22 protein-coding genes are annotated in these 19,163 nt (G+C 73.1%); 11 read left to right on the top strand and 11 right to left on the bottom strand.

Annotated elements, in window-relative coordinates:
- Positions 1 to 15: 15 nt before the first annotated feature.
- The 3 genes from CO540_RS22275 to CO540_RS22265 form a co-directional block, all read right to left on the bottom strand.
- Entirely contained in the window at positions 16 to 843 is an 828-nt protein-coding gene (locus CO540_RS22275; protein ID WP_099163516.1) for a 3-keto-5-aminohexanoate cleavage protein, read from the bottom strand.
- A 111-nt stretch (positions 844 to 954) separates the two neighbouring features.
- The gene (locus CO540_RS22270) at positions 955 to 2,067 is read right to left on the bottom strand and encodes a folate-binding protein YgfZ (RefSeq protein ID WP_099163515.1); all 1,113 of its coding nucleotides are present in this window, start codon (positions 2,065 to 2,067) and stop codon (positions 955 to 957) included.
- A complete protein-coding gene (locus CO540_RS22265; RefSeq protein WP_091569188.1) occupies positions 2,064 to 2,471 on the bottom strand; it encodes a Fur family transcriptional regulator in 408 nt (135 codons plus the stop codon). The genes CO540_RS22270 and CO540_RS22265 overlap by 4 nt, the downstream gene beginning before the upstream one ends.
- A gap of 91 nt (positions 2,472 to 2,562) precedes the next feature.
- Between CO540_RS22265 and CO540_RS22260 the strand changes: the two genes are divergently transcribed.
- Complete coding sequence (locus CO540_RS22260; RefSeq protein WP_099163514.1) at positions 2,563 to 3,423, top strand: aminotransferase class IV; 861 nt, start codon at positions 2,563 to 2,565, stop codon at positions 3,421 to 3,423.
- 68 nt (positions 3,424 to 3,491) lie between these two features.
- On the opposite strand, the gene CO540_RS22255 is transcribed toward CO540_RS22260, so the two are convergent.
- Complete coding sequence (locus tag CO540_RS22255) at positions 3,492 to 4,118, bottom strand: FABP family protein (protein WP_099163513.1); 627 nt, start codon at positions 4,116 to 4,118, stop codon at positions 3,492 to 3,494.
- A complete protein-coding gene (mtfM, locus tag CO540_RS31225) occupies positions 4,084 to 4,188 on the bottom strand; it encodes a small membrane protein MtfM (RefSeq protein WP_013288813.1) in 105 nt (34 codons plus the stop codon). The genes CO540_RS22255 and mtfM overlap by 35 nt, the downstream gene beginning before the upstream one ends.
- Positions 4,189 to 4,200: 12 nt before the next feature.
- On the opposite strand from mtfM, the gene CO540_RS22250 reads away from it, so the two are divergent.
- The 3 genes from CO540_RS22250 to CO540_RS22240 all read left to right on the top strand — a co-directional run bounded on the left by CO540_RS22250 (position 4,201) and on the right by CO540_RS22240 (position 7,096).
- A complete protein-coding gene (locus CO540_RS22250) occupies positions 4,201 to 4,575 on the top strand; it encodes a DsrE family protein (RefSeq protein WP_091569179.1) in 375 nt (124 codons plus the stop codon).
- A gap of 80 nt (positions 4,576 to 4,655) precedes the next feature.
- The gene (locus CO540_RS22245) at positions 4,656 to 5,039 is read left to right on the top strand and encodes an SCP2 sterol-binding domain-containing protein (protein WP_099163512.1); all 384 of its coding nucleotides are present in this window, start codon (positions 4,656 to 4,658) and stop codon (positions 5,037 to 5,039) included.
- A complete protein-coding gene (locus CO540_RS22240) occupies positions 5,036 to 7,096 on the top strand; it encodes a glycogen debranching N-terminal domain-containing protein (protein ID WP_099163511.1) in 2,061 nt (686 codons plus the stop codon). Before CO540_RS22245 ends, CO540_RS22240 begins: the two co-directional genes overlap by 4 nt.
- Positions 7,097 to 7,102: 6 nt before the next feature.
- Here the strand turns inward: CO540_RS22240 and CO540_RS22235 are convergent, their stop codons facing one another.
- From CO540_RS22235 to CO540_RS22215, 6 genes are all read right to left on the bottom strand, one after another.
- Positions 7,103 to 7,951 carry a hypothetical protein gene (locus tag CO540_RS22235; RefSeq protein WP_099163510.1) on the bottom strand — a complete coding sequence of 283 codons (849 nt, stop codon included), beginning with the start codon at positions 7,949 to 7,951 and terminating at the stop codon, positions 7,103 to 7,105.
- Positions 7,952 to 8,068: 117 nt separating this feature from the next.
- Entirely contained in the window at positions 8,069 to 8,401 is a 333-nt protein-coding gene (locus tag CO540_RS22230) for a DUF1416 domain-containing protein (RefSeq protein ID WP_091569169.1), read from the bottom strand.
- A 1-nt stretch (position 8,402) separates the two neighbouring features.
- The gene (locus tag CO540_RS22225) at positions 8,403 to 9,251 is read right to left on the bottom strand and encodes a sulfurtransferase (RefSeq protein ID WP_091569166.1); all 849 of its coding nucleotides are present in this window, start codon (positions 9,249 to 9,251) and stop codon (positions 8,403 to 8,405) included.
- Positions 9,252 to 9,447: 196 nt separating this feature from the next.
- Positions 9,448 to 9,525, bottom strand: a complete 78-nt coding sequence (locus CO540_RS31375; protein ID WP_310503780.1) for an Ms5788A family Cys-rich leader peptide — start codon at positions 9,523 to 9,525, stop codon at positions 9,448 to 9,450.
- Between the two features lie 61 nt (positions 9,526 to 9,586).
- Positions 9,587 to 10,369 (bottom strand): DUF2993 domain-containing protein, encoded by a 783-nt coding sequence (locus tag CO540_RS22220; RefSeq protein WP_099163509.1) that lies wholly within the window; start codon positions 10,367 to 10,369, stop codon positions 9,587 to 9,589.
- Positions 10,370 to 10,451: 82 nt separating this feature from the next.
- On the bottom strand, positions 10,452 to 11,501 hold the full coding sequence (locus CO540_RS22215; RefSeq protein WP_099163508.1) for a hypothetical protein: 1,050 nt from the start codon (positions 11,499 to 11,501) through the stop codon (positions 10,452 to 10,454).
- Between the two features lie 247 nt (positions 11,502 to 11,748).
- On the opposite strand from CO540_RS22215, the gene CO540_RS22210 reads away from it, so the two are divergent.
- From CO540_RS22210 to pstA, 7 genes are all read left to right on the top strand, one after another.
- On the top strand, positions 11,749 to 12,468 hold the full coding sequence (locus tag CO540_RS22210; protein WP_216642299.1) for a response regulator transcription factor: 720 nt from the start codon (positions 11,749 to 11,751) through the stop codon (positions 12,466 to 12,468).
- A 143-nt stretch (positions 12,469 to 12,611) separates the two neighbouring features.
- A complete protein-coding gene (locus CO540_RS22205; protein ID WP_099163507.1) occupies positions 12,612 to 13,472 on the top strand; it encodes a polysaccharide deacetylase family protein in 861 nt (286 codons plus the stop codon).
- A gap of 67 nt (positions 13,473 to 13,539) precedes the next feature.
- Complete coding sequence (gene mshD / locus CO540_RS22200; RefSeq protein WP_099163506.1) at positions 13,540 to 14,484, top strand: mycothiol synthase; 945 nt, start codon at positions 13,540 to 13,542, stop codon at positions 14,482 to 14,484.
- Positions 14,485 to 14,486: 2 nt separating this feature from the next.
- Complete coding sequence (gene pstS, locus CO540_RS22195) at positions 14,487 to 15,551, top strand: phosphate ABC transporter substrate-binding protein PstS (protein WP_099163505.1); 1,065 nt, start codon at positions 14,487 to 14,489, stop codon at positions 15,549 to 15,551.
- A gap of 291 nt (positions 15,552 to 15,842) precedes the next feature.
- The gene (gene pstS, locus CO540_RS22190; RefSeq protein ID WP_099163504.1) at positions 15,843 to 16,943 is read left to right on the top strand and encodes a phosphate ABC transporter substrate-binding protein PstS; all 1,101 of its coding nucleotides are present in this window, start codon (positions 15,843 to 15,845) and stop codon (positions 16,941 to 16,943) included.
- A 41-nt stretch (positions 16,944 to 16,984) separates the two neighbouring features.
- Positions 16,985 to 18,073 carry a phosphate ABC transporter permease subunit PstC gene (gene pstC, locus CO540_RS22185; protein WP_099163503.1) on the top strand — a complete coding sequence of 363 codons (1,089 nt, stop codon included), beginning with the start codon at positions 16,985 to 16,987 and terminating at the stop codon, positions 18,071 to 18,073.
- On the top strand, positions 18,070 to 19,158 hold the full coding sequence (pstA, locus tag CO540_RS22180; RefSeq protein WP_098747710.1) for a phosphate ABC transporter permease PstA: 1,089 nt from the start codon (positions 18,070 to 18,072) through the stop codon (positions 19,156 to 19,158). The genes pstC and pstA overlap by 4 nt, the downstream gene beginning before the upstream one ends.
- The last annotated feature ends 5 nt before the right edge of the window (positions 19,159 to 19,163 follow it).

Raw genomic sequence — 19,163 nt, 5'->3', positions numbered from 1 at the left:
GTGCTCGTGTGCCACTTACACGCCGAGCAGCGTTCGGGCCTCGGCGGTGGTCAGCGGCGGGCGCTGGGCGAGCTGGGCGAAACCGACGGCGCGCGCGACGAGCTGCATGTTGGACTCCACCGGCCGGCCCTTGGCGTACGTGACCGTGTCCTCCATGCCGACCCGGAGGTGGCCGCCGGTGGACAGCGAGGCGAGCATCACCGGGATGGTGCTGCGCCCAATGCCGGTGGCCGAGAACGTGGTGCCCTCGGGCAGGTCGCGCAGCATCTGCTGGGCCGCCACCAGGGTGGCGGTGGTGCCCGGCATGCCGCCCGGCACACCCATGACGAAGTCCACGTGCACGTGTCCGCCGTGCGGCAGGCCGTACTTGCCGAGCAGCCGCTGCAACGCGGTGAGATGACCGAGGTCGAAGATCTCGTACTCGGGGACGACGCCCCGCTCCTGCATCCGGGTGTGCAGGTCGACGATGAACTCCCAGCGGTTGAGGAAGACGTCGTCGCCGAAGTTGACGGTGCCCATGGTGCAGGAGGCCATGTCCGGCCCGGCGTCGAGCACGGCGAGGCGGGCGGCCTCCGGGTCGGTCACCGCGCCGCCGGAGGAGAGCTGCACGATCAGGTCGGTGTTCTCCCGCAGCGCCGCCACGGTGGCCCGCAGCCGGCCCTGGTCGAGCGTGGGCCGCGCCTCGTCGTCGCGGATGTGGACGTGGATCACGGCCGCGCCGAGCGCCTCGCACTCCTTGGCGGTCAGCACCAGCTCGTCGAGCGTCACCGGCAGCGCCGGCACCTCCGCCTTGGCCGACTCCGCGCCGGTGGGGGCAACCGTGATCAACGTCCCTGTCGTCATGCCCGGATCCTAGACCCCCGCCCACTGCCGGGTCGACCGAAGATTTTCCGGCGCGAGAGGCGTTAAGCAGGGGCCCTTCCTCTACCGGAGGCGTTAAGCGGGGGCCCTTCCTTACACGGCGTCGATGGCGGCCGCGCTCTCGCCGACCATCAGGCGGGCGTCGTCGGGCGTGTTGCGCTTCACCACGGCGAGCGCGATCTGGCCCAACTCGAAGTGGTGCACCGCGGTGCCGACGAAGCCGACGGTCCGCCCGTCGACCGTCACCGGCGTACCGGCGACCGGCGGCTGGTCGCTGGCCACGCCGTCCAGGTGCAGCAGCACGAGCCGGCGGGGCGGCTTGCCCAGGTTGTGCACCCGGGCCACCGTCTCCTGCCCCCGGTAGCAACCCTTGTCCAGGTGCACCGCCGGGGCGATCAGGTCGACCTCGGCGGGGATGGTGCGGTGGTCGGTGTCCACGCCGGCCCGGGCCCGCCGGGCGGCCACCCGGATCGCCTCGTACGCCCACAACCCGGCCACCGGCACGCCGGCGCCCCGCAACTCGGCCACCACCTGCGCCATGGCCGGCCGGGGCACCAGCAGGTCGACGCCGAGCGCCACCCGCCGGGCCCACCCGCCCACCGGCAGCGGCTTCACGTCGTACACCACGGAGGGCCGCGCGGGCAGCTCGCCGGAGCGGAACTTCGGACCCGGCACCCCGATCACGTCGGGGGCGGCCAGCCCGGTGACGCCCAGCGTGTCGAGCGCGCCGGCGGCCTCCGGGCCGACCAGCGAGAGCAACGCGTGGTCGGCGGTGGCGTCGCGGGGGTCGACCTTGCTGAAGAAGCGCATCCGCTCCAGGTAGGACAGGAGTCCGCCGGTCGTCCCCGGCTCGGTGTCCAGCCAGGTGGTCTCGCCGTCGTCGGCGACCATCGCGTGCTGCTCGACGTGCCCGTGCGGCGAGAGCACCAGCAGCTCGGTGCCCTGCCAGGGGGCCAGCGCGGCCAGGTGCTGGCTGGTCAGCGTGTGCAGCCAGCCGATCCGCTCCTCGCCCGGCACGGCGATCACGCCCCGGTGCGAGCGGTCCACCAGCCCGACGCCGGTGGCCAGCACGCGCTGCTCGCGCATCGGGTCGCCGTAGTGGGCGACCACCGGCCCGACCCCGGCCGCCCGGTGGGCCGGCTCGGGCTGGTCCCGGGTCTCCTCGTCGATGGCGTCGGCGGCCACCGCGCCCGCGATGTCGATCATTTGTTGTCCCCGTCCTGTGCGCACCGACCGCAGACCCCGAAGAGCGCGACGTGCCCGATGTCGACCTGGAACCCGCGCTGCCCGGCCAACTGGTCGGCGAGCGGTCGGAGCATCTCCGGGGAGATCTCGTCGATCGCCCCGCACTCCCGGCACACCAGGTGCACGTGCTGGTGCTCGCCGGCCGCGTGATAGGTCGGCGAGCCGTGCGAGAGGTGGGTGTGCGTGACCAGACCGAGCCGTTCCAGCAGTTCCAGCGTGCGGTAGATGGTGGTGATGTTGACCCCGGCCGCCACCTCCCGGACCGCCGTGTGCACCTGCTCCGGGGTGGCGTGCCCCAGATCGAGGACGGCCTGGAGGATCAGCTGCCGCTGCGCCGTCAGCCGCAGCCCGCGCGAGCGGAGCATTTCCGCGAGGGAGGATTCGGACACCGTCCGATCATAGTTCGGCCGCCGCGTCGGTCCCGCTCGCCGCGAGGTACGCCACTACGCTGCGCCCGTGGAGGCGACACGGGTGGCGGTGCCCGGCCGGGGGCTGGTGCCGGCCGGCGAGCCGGTGCTGCGCGCCGACGACCGGGGTGTCCTGCACGGCGACGGCCTGTTCGAGACGCTGCACCTGCGCGACGGCCGGCCCTGGCTGCGCGACGCCCACCTGGACCGGCTGCGCGCCGGCGCGGCGGCGATCGACCTGCCGCTGCCCCCGGTCGGGGTTCTGGTGGAGCTGCTGCACGCGGTGTGCGCCGGCTGGCCCGCGCCGACCGAGGGCGCGCTCCGGCTGGTCTGCACCCGGGGGCCGGAGGGCGGCGGGCCGCCCACGGTGTACGCCACGCTCGGCGAGGTGCCCGCGTCCGCCCGGCGGGCCCGTCGGGACGGGGTGACGGTGGCCACGCTGCCGCTCGGGGTGGCCGCCCGCTCCCGCCCGGAGCTGGGGTGGCTGCCGAGCGGCGTGAAGTCCACCTCGTACGCGCTCAGCACCGCCGCCCGGCGATGGGCGCGGCGGACCGGCGTGGACGACGTGCTCTGGCTCTCGACCGACGGCTACGTGCTGGAGGGGCCCACCGCCAACGTGGTGTGGCTGCGCGGCGGCCGTCTCCTCACGGTGCCGGCGGCGCAGACCGGGGTGCTACCCGGCGTGACCGCCCACCACCTGCTGGGCCGGGCGGCCGAGCTGGGCCTGGGGGCCGGCGAGCACCTGCCCACGGTGGCCGACCTGCGCGACGCCGAGGCGATCTGGCTGACCAGCTCCCTGCGCGGCCTCGCGGAGGTCCGCACCCTGGACGGAACCCCACACCCCCGCTCCCCCCTGACCCCCCGCCTGCTCACCCTCCTGGGCTTCCCCCGGCCCGCCGACACACGGTGATCAAGGAGTTCGCGTCAGCGGAGAGATCGACTCCGACGCGAACTCCTTGATCGACGCAGAACCGGGGGTCAGCCGGCCACTCGGGTGAGGCGGGCGGAGAGGTGGGGGCTGAGGGGCTGGCCCACGGCGGCCATCTCCTGGGCGTAGAGCAGGGCGCCCTCGACGATGCCGAAGAGGCGGGCGCCGGCGGTGACCTCCTTCGCCGTGGCCGTGCGGACGACCGCGTCGGTGGCGAACTCGATCTGGGTGCCCTTGCGCTTGCCGATGTGCAGCTCCATCACGCCGGTCGGCGTGGTCATCAACGCCTCCAGCTCGTCGGTGACCCGGTCGCCGTCCATCACCGGACGCCACCAGCCCACCTCGCGACCGGCCGGGCGGACCGGACGGCTCTGCTCGTCCAGGATCCAGGCCCGCGACTCGTAGAACAGGAACGGCCGGCCGTCGTGGCTGATCCGGATCTCCTGCGCGAAGTCGAAGTCCTCGATCGTCGGGAACCCGCCCCGGCCCCGCCCGCGCCACACCCCGATGTACGGCAGCAGCCCGTCCAGGCTCCGGTGCAGCTTCGGACCGACACGCAGGTCGTGGCTCTCCTCGTACGGGTACGGGTCGACCGGCGGCGCGTTCAGCCATGGCGGCTGAAGCGGATTCTCACTCACAGATTCACCACTTACCTCTTGCGATACGCACAGCGACATAGACCAGGCCACCGGCGAGCGCGCCCAGGCCGGCGACCAGCAGGCTGACGAACCCGATCTCGGTAACCATCCGGGCCATCCTATGCTGGGTGCCATGGCGCGCACTCTCGTCGTCAAGGCCACCGCGGGCGCGGACGCCCCGGAACGCTGTGCCCAGGCGTTCACCGTCGCCGCCACCGCCGCCGCGGCGGGGGTGGAGGTGTCGCTCTGGCTCACCGGCGAGTCGACCTGGTTCGCGCTGCCCGGGCGGGCGGAGTCGTTCGAGCTGCCGCACTCCGCGCCGCTGGGTGAGCTGCTGCACGTCATCCTGACCACCGGCCGGGTGACGGCCTGCACCCAGTGCGCCGCCCGCCGCGACATCGGCACGGACGACGTGATCCCCGGCGTGCGGATCGCGGGCGCGGCGGTCTTCGTCGAGGAAGCCATGACCGAGGGCGCGCAGGCCCTCGTCTACTGAGCAACCCGCCCGGGTTGTCCATTCTGCCCTGAGAGCCGATACCCGTCCCGACATGTCCCCAGGCTGCCTACCATTCGGATGTGAGTGAGGCGACCGAGCGGTTCTTCGCGTCGTTGCCGGCGCGGGCCGCGTCCGTCCTGCGCAGCCCGATAGCCGGGACCCTGCAGATCGACCTGACCGACGGCAACCGCACCGGGCACTGGTTCGTGACGCTCGCTCCCGGGTCGGCCCAGGTGACCCGGGAGGAGCAGCGACCGCCGGACGCCGTGCTGACCGTGTCCACCCGGCTCTTCGAGAAACTGGTCACCGGCGAGGAGGCGGGCATGGCGGCGGTGCTGCGCAACGAGGCCACCTTCAGTGGAAAGGTGGCGCTGTTCCTGCTGTTCCGCCGCTTCCTGCCCGACCGGCCCGGGGTGCGGGACCCGCGGGAGACCGCCCGAGAACACGCCCGGCGGTCGGTGTGAAGGAACGGGTCAGCATCCTCGACGGCAACACGTTCCTGGTCAGCGACGGGCGCGGCAACATCGAGCCGTCGTACGACTTCCCCACCGGGCTGTTCTCCTTCGACACCCGGTTCATCTCCACCTGGATCCTGTCGCTCGACGGCCAACTGCTGCACGCGCTCTCGATCGACGACTCGCTGTCCTACAAGACCCGGTTCTTCATGGTGCCCGGCGAGCCGACGCACTACCTGGACGCGAAGGTCTCGGTGATCCGCAGCCGCTCGATCGGCGGCAGCTTCGACGAGGAACTGACCCTGCTCAACCACTCCGAGCAGGAGAAGGAGTTCCGCCTGCGGCTGGAGATCGGGTCGGACTTCGCCGACCTCTTCGAGATCAAGCACCAGCGGGAGAAGAAGGGCAGCACCACGCCGACCGTCGAGGAGAACGCCCTCCGGCTCACCTACCGGCGCGAGGCGTTCCACCGCGAGGCCCGGGTGACCAGCACCGCCCCGGCCGAGGTCGACTCGAACGGGATGACGTTCCGGATCCGGGTGCCGGCACACGGCGAGTGGACCACCCGGCTGCACGTCGCCACCGTGATCTACGGGGCCCGCGGCGAGGACATCCGGGCCACCCTGCCGCTGGGCGGGCACCGCTCGGCGTCGGAGATCCACGCCGAGCAGAACGCGCTCATCGAACGCGCCCCGAAGCTGGGCTGCGACTGCGAGCCGCTGGCCGGGGCGTACCGGCGCAGCCTGAACGACCTGGCCGCCCTCCGGTACGAGTCGATCACCCTCGGGGTCCGGCTGGTCGCCGCCGGCCTGCCCTGGTTCATGACCCTGTTCGGGCGGGACAGCATGTTCACCTCGCTCCAGGCGCTGCCGTTCCTTCCCGAACTGGTCCAGCCGACCATCCTCATGCTGGCGGGACTCCAGGGCAGCCGGATCGACGACTTCCGGGACGAGGAGCCCGGCAAGATCCTGCACGAGCTGCGGTACGGCGAGACCGCCGGCTTCGAGGAGCAGCCGCACTCGCCGTACTACGGCGCGGCCGACACCAGCGCGCTGTTCGTGATCCTGCTCGACGAGTACGAGCGCTGGACCGGCGACGCGAAGCTGGTCCACCAGCTGGAGTACGAGACCCGGGCGGCGCTGACCTGGCTCGACACGTACGGGGACCTGCTCGGCACGGGCTACGTCTGGTACATGAGCCGCAACCCGGAGACCGGGCTGCCGAACCAGTGCTGGAAGGACTCGCCGGACTCCATCTCCTACGCCGACGGCCGGATGCCGGACTTCCCCCGCGCCACCTGCGAACTCCAGGGGTACGCGTACGACGCCAAGCTGCGCGGCGCCCGGCTGGCCCGCACCCACTGGAACGACCCGGCGTACGCCGACCGGCTGGAGCGGGAGGCGGCGGCGCTCAAGGAGCGGTTCAACCGCGACTTCTGGATCCCGGAGCGGGAGTACTACGCGTTGGCCCTGGACCCGCAGGGGCGGCACGTGGACGCGCTCACCTCGAACATCGGCCACCTGCTGTGGAGCGGCATCGTCGACGAGTCCCGGGCGCCGGCGATCGCCGCGCACCTGCTCGGACCGCGGCTCTTCTCCGGCTGGGGGGTACGGACGCTCGCCGACGACCAGGGCCGGTACAACCCGATCGGCTACCACGTCGGCACCGTGTGGCCGTTCGACAACTCGATCATCGCCTGGGGCCTGTGGAAGTACGGCTTCCGCGACGAGGCCGGCCGGATCTGTGAGTCGATGCTGAGCGCGTCCCGCTACTTCGACGGGCGGCTCCCCGAGGCGTTCGCCGGCTACGAGCGCGGCCTCACCGACTACCCGGTGCAGTACCCGACCGCGTGCAGCCCGCAGGCCTGGTCCGCCGGCACGCCGCTGCTGCTGCTCCGGGTGATGCTGGGGCTGGAGCCGCAGGGCGAGCACCTGATCATCGATCCGGCCGTGCCGCCGGGCATGGGCCGGGTGGAGCTGCTCGACATCCCCGGCCGGTGGGGCCGGGTGGACGCCCTGGGCCGCAGCCGCACCGCGCACGACGAGCACCGGGGCCACCGGCACTGAGCGGGGTCAGCCGGGGCAGGAGGTGGTGACCGCGACCCGGACCCGCTCGTCGACCCGCTCGGCCAGCACCGCCGGGTCACCCGCCCGGGCGTACCGGTCGGCGGAGTCCACCACCGGCGCGGCGCCGACGCCGAACGCGGGGGCGAGCGGCTGGTCGGCCGCCACGGCGGCCTCGGCGCGGGCGGTCCGTGTGGTCCCTCCGCCCGGGCAGGGCGCGGCCAGCACCTGGACCGGCCCGGTGGCGCCGCCCCAGCGGGCCAGCGCGCGGGCCAGCGCGGCGGACTCGGCGGCGGCGTCGGCGGCGGGAGCGCGGTAGCCCGCACCGACCGGCCGGCAGCCGGTGGCGGCCGTCAGCAGCACCCGGCCCGGCCCGCCGGACCGGCCCTCGACCGCGACGAACTCCCCGGCGTCGGCGCGCAGCAGCGGCTCGCCGTCGAGCGTCGAGACACCGGCGCGCCACTGCGCCGGCAGCCGGTCGGCCACCCGACGCAACACCTCCCGGACGTCGACGTCGCCGGTCGCCACCTCGACGCCACGTTCCAGGGACGCGCCGTCGTCCAGCGGCGTCACCCGGCAGCCCCGCTCCAGCCGGTCCGGCAGGAGCGCCGGGACGCCGTCCGCCCCGATCGCGGCGGTCAGCACGCCGACCGCCCGGTCCACCACCGGGCCGGCCTGGTCCAGCGAGCGCTGCTCCTTGACCGTCGGCGGGTCGTTGCGCACCGACCACCAGGTCAGCCCGGCGAGCAGCACGGCCCACACCACCGTGGCGGCCACCAGCCAGCGCAGCCGACGCCGGCCGGCGGCGGGCCGGTCGGGAGGGGTGGGCGGGGCGTATCCCGCCTGGACGGCACTCACCGGGCCATGGTGCCACGTGCCGGCGACCCGGCCGCCCGCGCCTCGGCACCCCCGCCCCCCGGAACGGCTCGTGGCCCGTCACCCCGGTGGGGTGACGGGCCACGGTCAGAGCGTGGGTCAGGCGGCGACCGCGACGGTCACCTCGTTGATCCCCCGGGCCGCGGTCACGGCGGTGTCGCCGTTGCCGTGGCGGGAGAGCGCCCGCAGGGTCCACGAGCCCGGCGCGGCGAAGAACCGGAACTGGCCGGCCGCCGAGGTCACCACCTCGGCGGTGAACTCGCCGGTCGAGTCGAGCAGCCGGACGTACGCACCCGGCACGACCTCGCCGGACTCGGCCAGCACCCGGCCGGTGATGACGGTTTCCTTCTCCAGGTCCAGGCTGGCCGGGAGGGGGGCGGCCTGGTCCGGCGCGGCGCAACCGGCGGCGGTGGGAGCGGTGGGAGCGGTCATGTCAGGCCTCCCCGGGCTCGTCACCGAGCGCCACCGGCACGCCGACCAGCGAGCCGTACTCGGTCCAGGAACCGTCGTAGTTCTTCACGTTGCGGTGCCCGAGCAGCTCCTGGAGCACGAACCAGGTGTGCGAGGAGCGCTCGCCGATGCGGCAGTAGGCGATCGTCTCCTTGCCGTCGTCCAGCCCGGCGTCGGCGTAGATCTTGCGCAGCTCGTCGTCGGACTTGAACGTGCCGTCCTCGTTCGCCGCCTTGGACCACGGCACGCTGATCGCGGTCGGCACGTGACCGGCCCGCTGCGCCTGCTCCTGCGGGAGGTGGGCCGGGGCGAGCAGCCGGCCGGCGTACTCGTCGGGGCTGCGCACGTCGACCAGGTTCTTGGTGCCGATGGCGTCGACCACCTCGTCGCGGAACGCGCGGATCGAGGTGTCCGGCTCCTGCGCCACGTACTGCGTCCTCGGCCGCTCGACCGCGTCGGTGACCAGCGGACGGGCGTCCAGCTCCCACTTCTTGCGGCCGCCGTCGAGCAGCTTGACGTCGCGGTGGCCGTAGAGCTTGAAGTACCAGTACGCGTACGCGGCGAACCAGTTGTTGTTGCCGCCGTAGAGGACGACGACGTCGTCGTTGGCGATGCCCCGCTCGGAGAGCAGCGCCTCGAACTGGGACCGGTTGACGAAGTCCCGACGGATCGGGTCCTGCAGGTCGGTCCGCCAGTCGAGCTTGATCGCGCCGGCGATGTGGCCGGTGTCGTAGGCCGAGGTGTCCTCGTCGACCTCGACGAAGACGACGCCCGGGGCGTCGAGGTTCTTCTCGGCCCACTCGGCCGAGACGAGTGCGGTGTCGCGACTCATCAGATCACTCCCTGGTGAGGATGGGTGGTGAGCCTGCGCGCGGGGATCGAGGTCGTTAGGTGTCGCACCACGCGCGGGACCCAGAGCTAGGAACGGATCACGGGTACGTGCGACGGCGCCGCTGCCGGGCGTTCAGGGGGGTGTTGCGGACCCTTGGTGCCGATGGTCGCTCAGGCGACCGGGGACAGCCCCGCCGTCAGATGACGGGGCGACACAGGCAGGTGGCCACGCGGCACAGGTCGACCGCGCGCCGTTTGGTGAGGTGGGTCCCCATGGGGAGGGAGACTACCAGCCGACCCGGCCACAGGGCACCGGGCCGACCAGCATCCGGGACGTCAGCGGGCGGAGTTGATCGGCACGTTCTTCGCGTCCGCGTCCACGGTCAGGCCCTCCGGCGTCGGCTGGACCTTGCGAACGTTGAGCTGGAACGGCAGTTCCGGCAGCGGCACGTCGATCGAGATGCCCTTGGCGTAGTTGGCCAGCAGGCTCCGCGCCAGCGGCACGTTCGGCAGCCCTTCGGCGGCGAGGTCGTTGAAGCGCAGCGCCACCTTGCCGTCGACCACTGTCACGTCGGCGGTGCCGTTGACGGTCAGCTTGACGCCGAGGATGTCCACCGGGGCGGTGACGGCGAGCTTGCCGTCGCGCTCGCCCAGCGTCAGCCCGGGCCGGTCCAGCAGCTTGGCCAGGCTGTCGTAGGTGACCGTGCCCCGGCCGACGACGCTCTCCGCCACCACGTCGCCCTGGCCGGAGCGGAGCGTGTCCAGCGACGCGGTCACGTTGCGGGCGTCCACGTCCAGCCGCGGCACGCTGACCGCGTCGCCCTGGACGTTGCCCTGCACGTCGGTCAGCTGGATCGAGATGCGCTCGTACCTCCCGGCGAGAACCTGGTTCAGGAACGGGAAGCCGCCCACCTCGACCTGGGGCGCGGCGGACTGCGCGTCCTGCTTCGCCACCTCCTGGCGCACCTGGTCGGCGATCGCCCGCTCGGCCACGCCGGCGGCCACCCGGTCGGCGACGACCAGCAGCCCGGCCAGCACGAGCAGCAGGACGACGAATCCGATGAGCACCTTCCGACCCCGCCGGCGGGGCCGGCCCTCCGCCGGGTACGCCTCTGCCACGCCGCCTCCAGTCCTCGCCGCCGTCACCGCGCCTCGCGGCGCAACCGTACTTACCCGAGGCGAATCCTCCCCAACCGCGGGCTCAGAGGAAGAGCACGCACATCGCGTACGCGGCCGGCGCGGCGAGCGCGAAGCCGCCCAGCGGCCCCTGCATGTGCCGGGCCACCCACATGGTCGGCGGCTCGCCGGCCATCAGCCGGCCCGCCTCGGCGTAGCCCACGGCGAGGTCGGCCAGCACGGCGGTGGCCGCGGCGACCACGCCGACCAGCGCGGCGCTGGTCGGGGTGAACCCGACCAGGTAGCTGCCGAGCACGGCGCTGGTCAGGGTGCCGAGCATGGCGCCCGCCACCACACCGGCCGCGCCGCGGGGCACCTGCGGGGCGAGCCGGGGCCAGGGGGCGATGGCGTCGGTCAACCGGGCCACCAGCAGGGCCACCCCGGCGGCGGTGAGGCAGAGCGTGATCGCCTGGGTGCCCTTGGGGATCCGGCTGAGCACGATCAACGTGCCGAAGGCGACCACGCCGACCACGATGAGCAGGGTGCCGCCCAGCGACTCGGTGACCCGGGCCCGGTCGACCCGGCGGACGAGCTGACCCAGCACGCCGAGCAGCAGTCCGGCGGCGGCCGCGTAGCCGAGCGGGGCCAGGCCGGCGACGTCCGACCGGACGGCGGCGACGTCCGCGATGACCGCCGCGCCGACGCTGACCAGCGCGACGACCAGGAGGGCGGGCGGTCGCATGGCCATCGTCCAGGCGAGCACGAAGAGCAGCTGGACGCCGAAGATGATGATCGCGAAGGGCAGCCGGTGCCCGGGGCCGGAGGTCTGTGCTCCGAGGACCAGCCCCACGCCGAGCAGCGCGGCGAAGCCCGCCACGGTCAGCGCCAGCGGCCGGCGGAACTCCACCGGCGGGACCTCCTCCTCGGGGGCCTCGCCGGGCTCGTCGTCGGGACGCCGACCGGGGCCGCCCTTGCGGAGCCGGCGCGGGCCCTTCCGCTCCCGCCGTTCGCCCTCCTCTTCAGCGGGCCCGGTACGCGGGGCGGGCGGGTAGCCACGGGCGGGGCCGGACGGCCCGGGTGGCGGGTCGTCGGCCCACGGTTCACGACCGCTGTCGCGCGAGGTGGAGGGAAACACGCCCCGATCGTGCCAGACCCGGGGGGCTCGGCGGAGGTCACGGTTTCGGCAACGTTAAAACCTGCGCCGCGATCGAGGGCAGATGGGGCAAACGGGAAAGGACGCGAAGGTGACGGCCGGACGATCGGTTACGCTCAACCCGTTACCCCGCCCGTCAGCGACGCCGGGACCCACGCAAGTTCACAGCGCCGCCCCACACCCGGGCGTGCCGCTGGTCGCGTGCGGCCGAAGGGCCGCCGGGACGGAGGTGATCGTGGAGCTCCTGCTGCTCGTGACCGCACGGGCGGGTGAGCCGTCGGCGGTGTTGCCGGCGCTCGACCTGCTGCCGCACTCGGTCCGCACCGCACCCCGCGACGTCCGCACGCTGGTCTCCGGCCCGACCCCGGACGCCGTCCTGGTGGACGCCCGCTCGGAGTTGAGCGAGGCGCGGGCCACCTGCCGGATGCTCCACGCCACCGGGCTGGGCGTGCCGCTGGTCGCGGTGGTCACCGAGGCCGGCCTGATCGCGCTGAACGCCGACTGGGGCGTGGACGACGTGATCCTCGCCGCGGCCGGCCCGGCCGAGGTGGAGGCCCGACTGCGGCTCGCGGTCGGCCGGTTGAGCAACGCCACCGCCGGCGCCGGCGGCTCGATCCGGGCCGGTGAGCTGAACATCGACCCGGACACCTACGCCGCGAAGCTGAAGGGCCGCCCGCTCGACCTCACCTACAAGGAGTTCGAGCTGTTGAAGTTCCTCGCCCAGCACCCGGGGCGGGTCTTCACCCGGGACCAGTTGCTCCGCGAGGTCTGGGGCTACGACTACTTCGGCGGCACGCGCACGGTGGACGTGCACGTCCGGCGCCTGCGCGCCAAGCTCGGTTCCGAGTACGAGTCGATGATCGGCACGGTCCGGCAGGTCGGTTACAAGTTCGTGGTGCCGCCGTCGCGTTCGCTGCCCGAGTCGGAGCCCGCCCCGATTCCGGTCTGACCGCTCCCCCGACGGGGGAACAGTTTCACTGAATGCCCTTTTTGCCCCATCAGTCAGTCATATCCTGACTGCCGGATTTGGCGGGTAAAGGGGGCGACGGTGCGCGCGGTGACCACGGGGGCGACGAACGGCCGGTACCACTGATGTCGGGCGCGACCGTGCGCGCGACCGGCATCGTGACCGTGGTGCTGGCCGGCCTCCTGGCCTCGGCCTACGTGCTGGGTCGCAGCCTGGTGCCGGAGCAGCACCCGACGACCACCGGGGTGGCCAGTTCCACCGCCGGGCCGCACTACGCCGACCAGCCGCCGAGCACCGAGTTCCCCGCGGCACCGGGCCGGGCGCTCCCCGACACCTCACCGGACGCCGACCCGAGCGCCCCGGACGGTGGCGACGACGGCCCCGGCCCGTTCGGCGCCCTGACCGCCACCGGCTCCGCCCGTGTCGCGCTGACCTTCGACGACGGCCCCGACCCCCGGTGGACCCCGCAGGTGCTAGCCCTGCTGAGCCAGTACGGCGTGAAGGCCACGTTCTGCGTCGTCGGCGAGAACGTCGAGAGCCACCCGGACCTGCTCCGGTCGATCGTGGCCGAGGGGCACACCGTCTGCAACCACTCCTGGCGGCACGACGTCAACCTGGGCAAGCGGTCGCCGGAGACGATCCGCGCCGACCTGCTGCGCACCAACGACGCGATCCTGGCCGCCGCGCCCGACGCGCACATCGCGTACTACCGCCAGCCGGGCGGCGCCTGGACCGCCTCGGTGGTGTCGGTCTGCGCGGAGCTGGGCCTCACCCCGCTGCACTGGAACGTCGACCCGTCGGACTGGAAGGCGCCGGGCGCGACCACCATCGAGGCGACCGTCCGCACCCAGACCGGCCCCGGCGCGATCGTGCTCATGCACGACGCCGGCGGCGACCGTTCCGGCACCGTGGCCGCGTTGCAGCGCCTGCTGCCCGAACTGCTGTCCCGGTTCGAGCTGGAACCGCTGCCCGTCGACGCCCCGTGACGAGGGCCACCGCCACCCGCCCGGAGCCGGCGCGAACGGCGGCCCGCGGGCCGCTACCGTGACACGGATGAGCAGCACCGAGCCGACGAGCGACGCAGGGCGGAGTGCGGCCGAGGTCGCCCCGGCGGACCGGCTGACGCCGGACGAGGTCACCGAGGTGCTGGCGCTGGCCCGCGCCGCCGGCGACGCCGACGGTGCCGACCCGCTCGACGAACACGTACTGCTGCGGCTGCGCGACCCGGAGGCACCGGCCGTGCACCTCACCGCCCGGACCCCCGACGGCGCCCTGACCGGCTACGCGCACCTCGACACCACCGCCCCGGCCGACGGCGTCGGCGTGGAGTTGGTCGTGCACCCCGCGCACCGGCGCCGGGGCACCGGCCGGGCGCTGGCCCGGGCGGTGCTGGCCGCCGCCACCGGGCCGGTGCGCGCCTGGGCGCACGGCGACCACCCGTCGGCCGCCGCGCTCGCGGTCGATCTGGGCTTCACCCGGGCCCGGGTGTTGTGGCAGCTGCGCCGGCCGCTGACCGCCGCGCTGCCCGAGCCGGTCCTGCCCGAGGGGGTGGAGCTGCGCGCGTTCCGTCCCGGCCAGGACGACGAGGCCTGGTTGGCGGTCAACAACGCCGCCTTCGCCCAGCACCCCGAGCAGGGCCGGTGGACGCTGGACGACCTCCGCGTACGACTCGGCGAGTCGTGGTTCGACAGCGCCGGCTTCCTGCTCGCGGTCGAGTCCGGCACCGGCCGGCTGCTCGGTTTCCACTGGACCAAGGTGCACGAGCGGCCCGGGTCGGCCCCGATCGGCGAGGTCTACGTGCTCGGTGTCGACCCGTCCGCGCACCGTGGTGGGCTCGGCCGGGTCCTCACCGCCGCCGGCCTGACCTACCTGCGTGACCGGCGAGGGCTGGACCGGGTGATGCTCTACGTCGACGAGAGCAACACCGGCGCTGTCGCGCTGTACGAGCGGACCGGCTTCGCCCGCTGGTGTGGACACGTCAACTACCAGACGGTCTGACGATGCGCGGCAGCCGCCGGGGCGCTTTCGCGGGGCTGCTGTCCGTGCTGTCCGCGCTCACCGCGTGCGGCCCGGCGCCGACCCGGGAGCCGACCCCCGGGGTCGCGTGCGCCCGCGGCACCCTGAACGGCCAGGGCTCCTCCGCTCAGGCGAACGCTGTCCAGGTGTGGTCGACAGCCTTCCAGAGGGCCTGCCCCGGGACGACGATCAACTACGAACCGTCCGGCTCCGGGGCAGGAATCACGTCCTTCATCGCCGGCGTCGCCGACTTCGCGGGGACCGACTCGCCGTTGTCCCCGGACGAGCTGGAGCAGGCCCGAACCCGGTGCGTGGGCGCCGCCCCGCTCGCGCTGCCGATGGCGGTCGGACCGGTGGCGGTGACCTACCACCTGCCCGGCAACCCTCCGCTCCGGCTCACCCCCGGCACGGTGGCCGCGATCTTCTCCGGGGCGGTGCGACGGTGGGACGACCCGGCGATCCGGGCGGACAATCCCGGCACCGCCCTGCCGTCGATCGGGATCACCCCGGTGCACCGCGCCGATTCGTCCGGCACCACCGAAGCCTTCACCACGTTCCTCGCCGAGACCGCCTCCGGGCGCTGGCCCTACGGCGCGAGCCGGAAGTGGCCGCTGCCGGGAGGCGTCGGCGTGTCCGGGTCCAAGCGGGTGCCGGACGCGGTGGAGGAGAAGCAGGGCAGGATCGGCTACCTCGAACTGTCGTACCTGCGCGGCAGGGATCTGCCCGCCGCGGCCGTGCGCAACGGCGCCGGTGAGTTCGTCGCCCCCAGCTCGCGGGCCACCGTCAAGAGCGTCGGCGCACTCGGGCCCGACCTGCGGCTCTCGCTGGAACGGGCCACCCGGGCACCCGGGGCGTACCCGCTGGCCCTGGTCACCTACGAGGTGATCTGCGAGCGAGGGCTGGCGGTCGACAAGGCTCCGCTCGCCCGGGCGTTCTTCCGCTACACGATCAGCAGCCAGGGTCAGGGCGCAGCGGGCGACCTCGGGTACGCCGCGCTGCCCGAGGCGGTGCGGCGGCGGGTGGGGACCGCCGTCGACCGCATCTCCTGAGATCGGACACTCGCCGCGGCGGGAGCATCACGGTGGCGTCACGGCCCGGTAGCGCCCAGGTCACGCGTCGCCGGACAAATAACGATAAGAGGGACTTGCCCCCGGCAGTTCATGTAATGGACAACACACTTACAGCTTCCCGTCGGCGAGCGGATCGGGCTTGTTCACCCCTCGTTCACTTCTGACCGGCGAACCGTCCACCTGGCCCTCCTAACTTTCACGTCAGCCGGTCAGCGCCGGCCCCCGGCACCCCGGGCGACCTGACCAAAGACGTGAAGGGAAACCCCTCCAGTGAAGCTCCAGCGGCACGGCGCCATCGTCTGTCTCGCTCTTACCGCGGTTCTCGGTCTCAGCGCCTGCGGCTCGGACAACAACGAGCCGGCCGCCGGTGCCACCGGTTCCGCCGCCGCGGCGGACTGCGCCACCGGCACGCTGAACGCGCAGGGCTCCTCCGCGCAGAAGAACGCCATGGCCGAGTGGATCAAGGCCTACCAGCAGAAGTGCTCCGGCACCACGATCAACTACGAGCCGAGCGGCTCGGGCGCCGGCATCCAGGCGTTCATCGCCGGCACCGCCGACTTCGCCGGTTCCGACTCCGCCCTCAAGCCGGAGGAGCAGCCGCAGGCCGACGCCAAGTGCGCCGGCGGCCAGGCCCTCAACCTGCCGATGGTGATCGGCCCGGTCGCGGTCGTCTACAACGTCAGCGGCGCGGACAACCTCCAGTTCAGCCCGGCCACCCTGGCGAAGATCTTCGCCGGCAAGGTCACCAAGTGGGACGACGCGGCGATCAAGGCCGACAACCCGGACGCCAAGCTCCCGTCGACCGCGATCCAGGCGGTGCACCGCTCCGACGAGTCGGGCACCACCGACAACTTCACCAAGTACCTGTCCAAGACCGCCGAGGCGGACTGGACCCTGGGCAACTCCAAGGCGTGGAAGGCCCCGGGCGGCGTCGGCGCGGCCAAGTCCGACGGCGTGGCCAGCAAGGTCAAGAGCACCGACGGCACCATCAGCTACGTCGAGTGGTCGTACGCCGAGAACTCCGGCCTGAAGATGGCCAAGGTCAAGAACGGCGCCGGCGAGTTCGTCGAGCTGACCGGCGACTCGGCCGGCAAGACCATCGCCGGGGCCAAGTTCGAGGGCCAGGGCAACGACCTCAAGATGTCGATCGACTACAACACCAAGGAGGCCGGGGCCTACCCGATCGTCCTGGCGACCTACGAGATCGTCTGCAGCAAGGGCCTCGCCGCCGACAAGCTGCCCCTGGTCAAGGGCCTGCTCGGCCACGCCGCCAGCGCCGAGGGCCAGCAGGAGCTGGTGGAGCTGGGCTACGCCCCGCTGCCCGAGACCGTCCGCACCAAGGTCGAGGCCGCGGTCAAGAGCCTCTCCTGACGCCCTGATCGACACCTCCTCAACGCGAAGCGAGCGAGCAGATGGGTGACACCCCTCACCGCTCGGCGCACGCCGGCACCGGCGGGACCCCCGTGGCCACGAGCCACGAGCGGCCCGCCGGTGCCTCGGCGCGTGTGGCCGAGCGCTCCGGAAACCCCCTTGGCCGCCCCGGCGGCGACCTCGGCGGGGGCGGCGGCCTGCCCCGCGCCCGCGCCTTCGGCGCGGAACGGGCGTTCCGCGGCCTCACCCTGGCCGCCGGCACCACGGTGCTGGTGATCATCGCGGCCATCGCGATCTTTCTGATCGCCAAGGCCGTGCCGGCGCTGCGGGCCAACACCGAGTCGTTCTGGACCTTCGAGGGCTGGTTCCCGAACGACAACCCGCCGAAGTTCGGCATCGGCGCGCTCGCCTTCGGCACCGTCCTGAGCTCGCTGCTGGCGCTGCTCATGGCGGTGCCCGTCGCGCTCGGCATCGCCCTCTACCTGTCGCACTACGCCCCCCGCCGGCTCGGCAACGGACTCGGGTTCGTGATCGACCTGCTGGCCGCGGTGCCGAGCGTGGTCTTCGGACTCTGGGGTCGCGACTACTTCGCCCAGCCGGTCGCCGACCTCTCCGCCTGGCTGAACACGTACTTCGGCTGGATCCCGATCTTCGGCGACGGCCCGTACGGAAGCTCGATCCTGCTCGGCTCCGTGGTGCTGGCGATCATGGTGCTGCCGATCGTCACCTCGCTCTCCCGCGAGGTGTTCCGGCAGACCCCGACCGCCAACGAGGAGGCCGCCCTCGCGCTCGGCGCCACCCGCTGGGAGATGATCCGCACCGCGGTCCTGCCGTACGGCCGGCCGGGCGTCATCGCCGCGGTGATGCTGGGCCTGGGCCGGGCGCTCGGCGAGACCATCGCGCTGGCGCTCACGCTCGGCTCGACGTACGCCATCTCGTTCAACATCCTGCAGAGCGGCGGCAACTCGATCGCCGCGAACATCGCCAACCGGTTCGCCGAGGCGAACGACACCGGCCGCGGCGCCCTGATCGCCTCCGGCCTGGTGCTCTTCGCGATCACACTGATCGTCAACATCACCGCGCGCGCGATCATCTACCGCCGCCGCGAGTTCACGGAGTCTGCGGCATGACCTCCACTCTCACCCCCTCCCGCCCGCGCCCGCCGGCCCAGCCGGCCACGCTGCGGGCCCGACGCCTCCCGGCGTACGCCGCGCCCGTCATCGCCGTCGCGGCGCTGCTGCTCGCGGCGGCCCTCGTGTACGGCGCCGGCATCGGCGGACCGGTCCTGGTCGTGGTGCTCGGCGCGCTGCTCTACCTGGTCGGTCTCTACGTCGCGACGAACGCGGTGGAGGGCCGGCGGTCCGCCCGCAACCGGACCTGGAGCGCGCTGATCCACTCCGCCTTCGTGCTGGCCGTGCTGCCGCTGGCCTCGGTGGTGTGGACGCTGGTCAGCAAGGGCTCCGAGCGGCTGGACGGCAACTTCTTCGGCACCTCGATGAACAACATCGGGGCGCGGGACGCCAACGGCGGCGCCTACCACGCGATCATCGGCACGCTGGAGCAGGTCGGCATCGCCGCCCTGATCACCGTGCCGCTCGGCGTGCTCTGCGCCATCTACGTGGTCGAGTACGGCCGGGGCCGGTTCGCGTTCACCATCCGCTTCTTCGTCGACGTGATGACCGGCATCCCGTCGATCGTCACCGGCCTGTTCGTGCTGGCGTTCTGGGTGCTGATCGTCTCGCCGTGGTTCAACGACGGCCGGCCGAGCTTCTCCGGCTTCGCCGCCGCGCTGGCGTTGAGCGTGCTCATGCTGCCCACCATCGTCCGGTCCACCGAGGAGATGCTCCGGCTCGTGCCGGCGCCGCTACGCGAGGGCGCCTACGCCCTCGGCGTGCCGAAGTGGAAGACCATCCTGCGGGTCGTGCTGCCGACCGCGCTGCCCGGCATCGTCACCGGCATCATGCTCGCCATCGCGCGGGCCGCCGGCGAGACCGCGCCGGTGCTGCTCGTCGCCGGTGGTGGCGCCTCGATCAACTTCAACCCGTTCGAGAACAACCAGTCGTCGCTGGCCCTCTTCGTCTACCAGCAGGCCGGCGAGGCCTCGAAGTACTCGCCGGCGCGGGCGTGGACCGCGGCGCTCACCCTGGTCGCGCTCGTCCTCGTCCTGACCGTCGCGGCGAAGTTGCTGGCCCGTCGAAACCGGCTCGGCCGATGAACCCC

Source organism: Micromonospora sp. WMMA2032 (genome assembly GCF_002688545.1).
GTDB lineage: Bacteria > Actinomycetota > Actinomycetes > Mycobacteriales > Micromonosporaceae > Micromonospora > Micromonospora sediminicola.
This window is presented reverse-complemented; position numbering and strand designations above follow the sequence as displayed.

What these genes read in the sequence shown, in the direction of transcription:
- CO540_RS22275 (WP_099163516.1), bottom strand. Translation starts at nt 843, where the DNA reads ATGACGACAGGGACGTTGATCACGGTTGCCCCCACCGGCGCGGAGTCG.
- CO540_RS22270 (WP_099163515.1), bottom strand. Translation starts at nt 2,067, where the DNA reads ATGATCGACATCGCGGGCGCGGTGGCCGCCGACGCCATCGACGAGGAG.
- CO540_RS22265 (WP_091569188.1), bottom strand. Translation starts at nt 2,471, where the DNA reads ATGCTCCGCTCGCGCGGGCTGCGGCTGACGGCGCAGCGGCAGCTGATC.
- CO540_RS22255 (WP_099163513.1), bottom strand. Translation starts at nt 4,118, where the DNA reads ATGTCGCTGTGCGTATCGCAAGAGGTAAGTGGTGAATCTGTGAGTGAG.
- mtfM (WP_013288813.1), bottom strand. Translation starts at nt 4,188, where the DNA reads ATGGTTACCGAGATCGGGTTCGTCAGCCTGCTGGTCGCCGGCCTGGGC.
- CO540_RS22250 (WP_091569179.1), top strand. Translation starts at nt 4,201, where the DNA reads ATGCTGGGTGCCATGGCGCGCACTCTCGTCGTCAAGGCCACCGCGGGC.
- CO540_RS22230 (WP_091569169.1), bottom strand. Translation starts at nt 8,401, where the DNA reads ATGACCGCTCCCACCGCTCCCACCGCCGCCGGTTGCGCCGCGCCGGAC.
- CO540_RS22225 (WP_091569166.1), bottom strand. Translation starts at nt 9,251, where the DNA reads ATGAGTCGCGACACCGCACTCGTCTCGGCCGAGTGGGCCGAGAAGAAC.
- CO540_RS31375 (WP_310503780.1), bottom strand. Translation starts at nt 9,525, where the DNA reads ATGGGGACCCACCTCACCAAACGGCGCGCGGTCGACCTGTGCCGCGTG.
- CO540_RS22205 (WP_099163507.1), top strand. Translation starts at nt 12,612, where the DNA reads ATGTCGGGCGCGACCGTGCGCGCGACCGGCATCGTGACCGTGGTGCTG.
- mshD (WP_099163506.1), top strand. Translation starts at nt 13,540, where the DNA reads ATGAGCAGCACCGAGCCGACGAGCGACGCAGGGCGGAGTGCGGCCGAG.
- pstS (WP_099163505.1), top strand. Translation starts at nt 14,487, where the DNA reads ATGCGCGGCAGCCGCCGGGGCGCTTTCGCGGGGCTGCTGTCCGTGCTG.
- pstC (WP_099163503.1), top strand. Translation starts at nt 16,985, where the DNA reads ATGGGTGACACCCCTCACCGCTCGGCGCACGCCGGCACCGGCGGGACC.
- pstA (WP_098747710.1), top strand. Translation starts at nt 18,070, where the DNA reads ATGACCTCCACTCTCACCCCCTCCCGCCCGCGCCCGCCGGCCCAGCCG.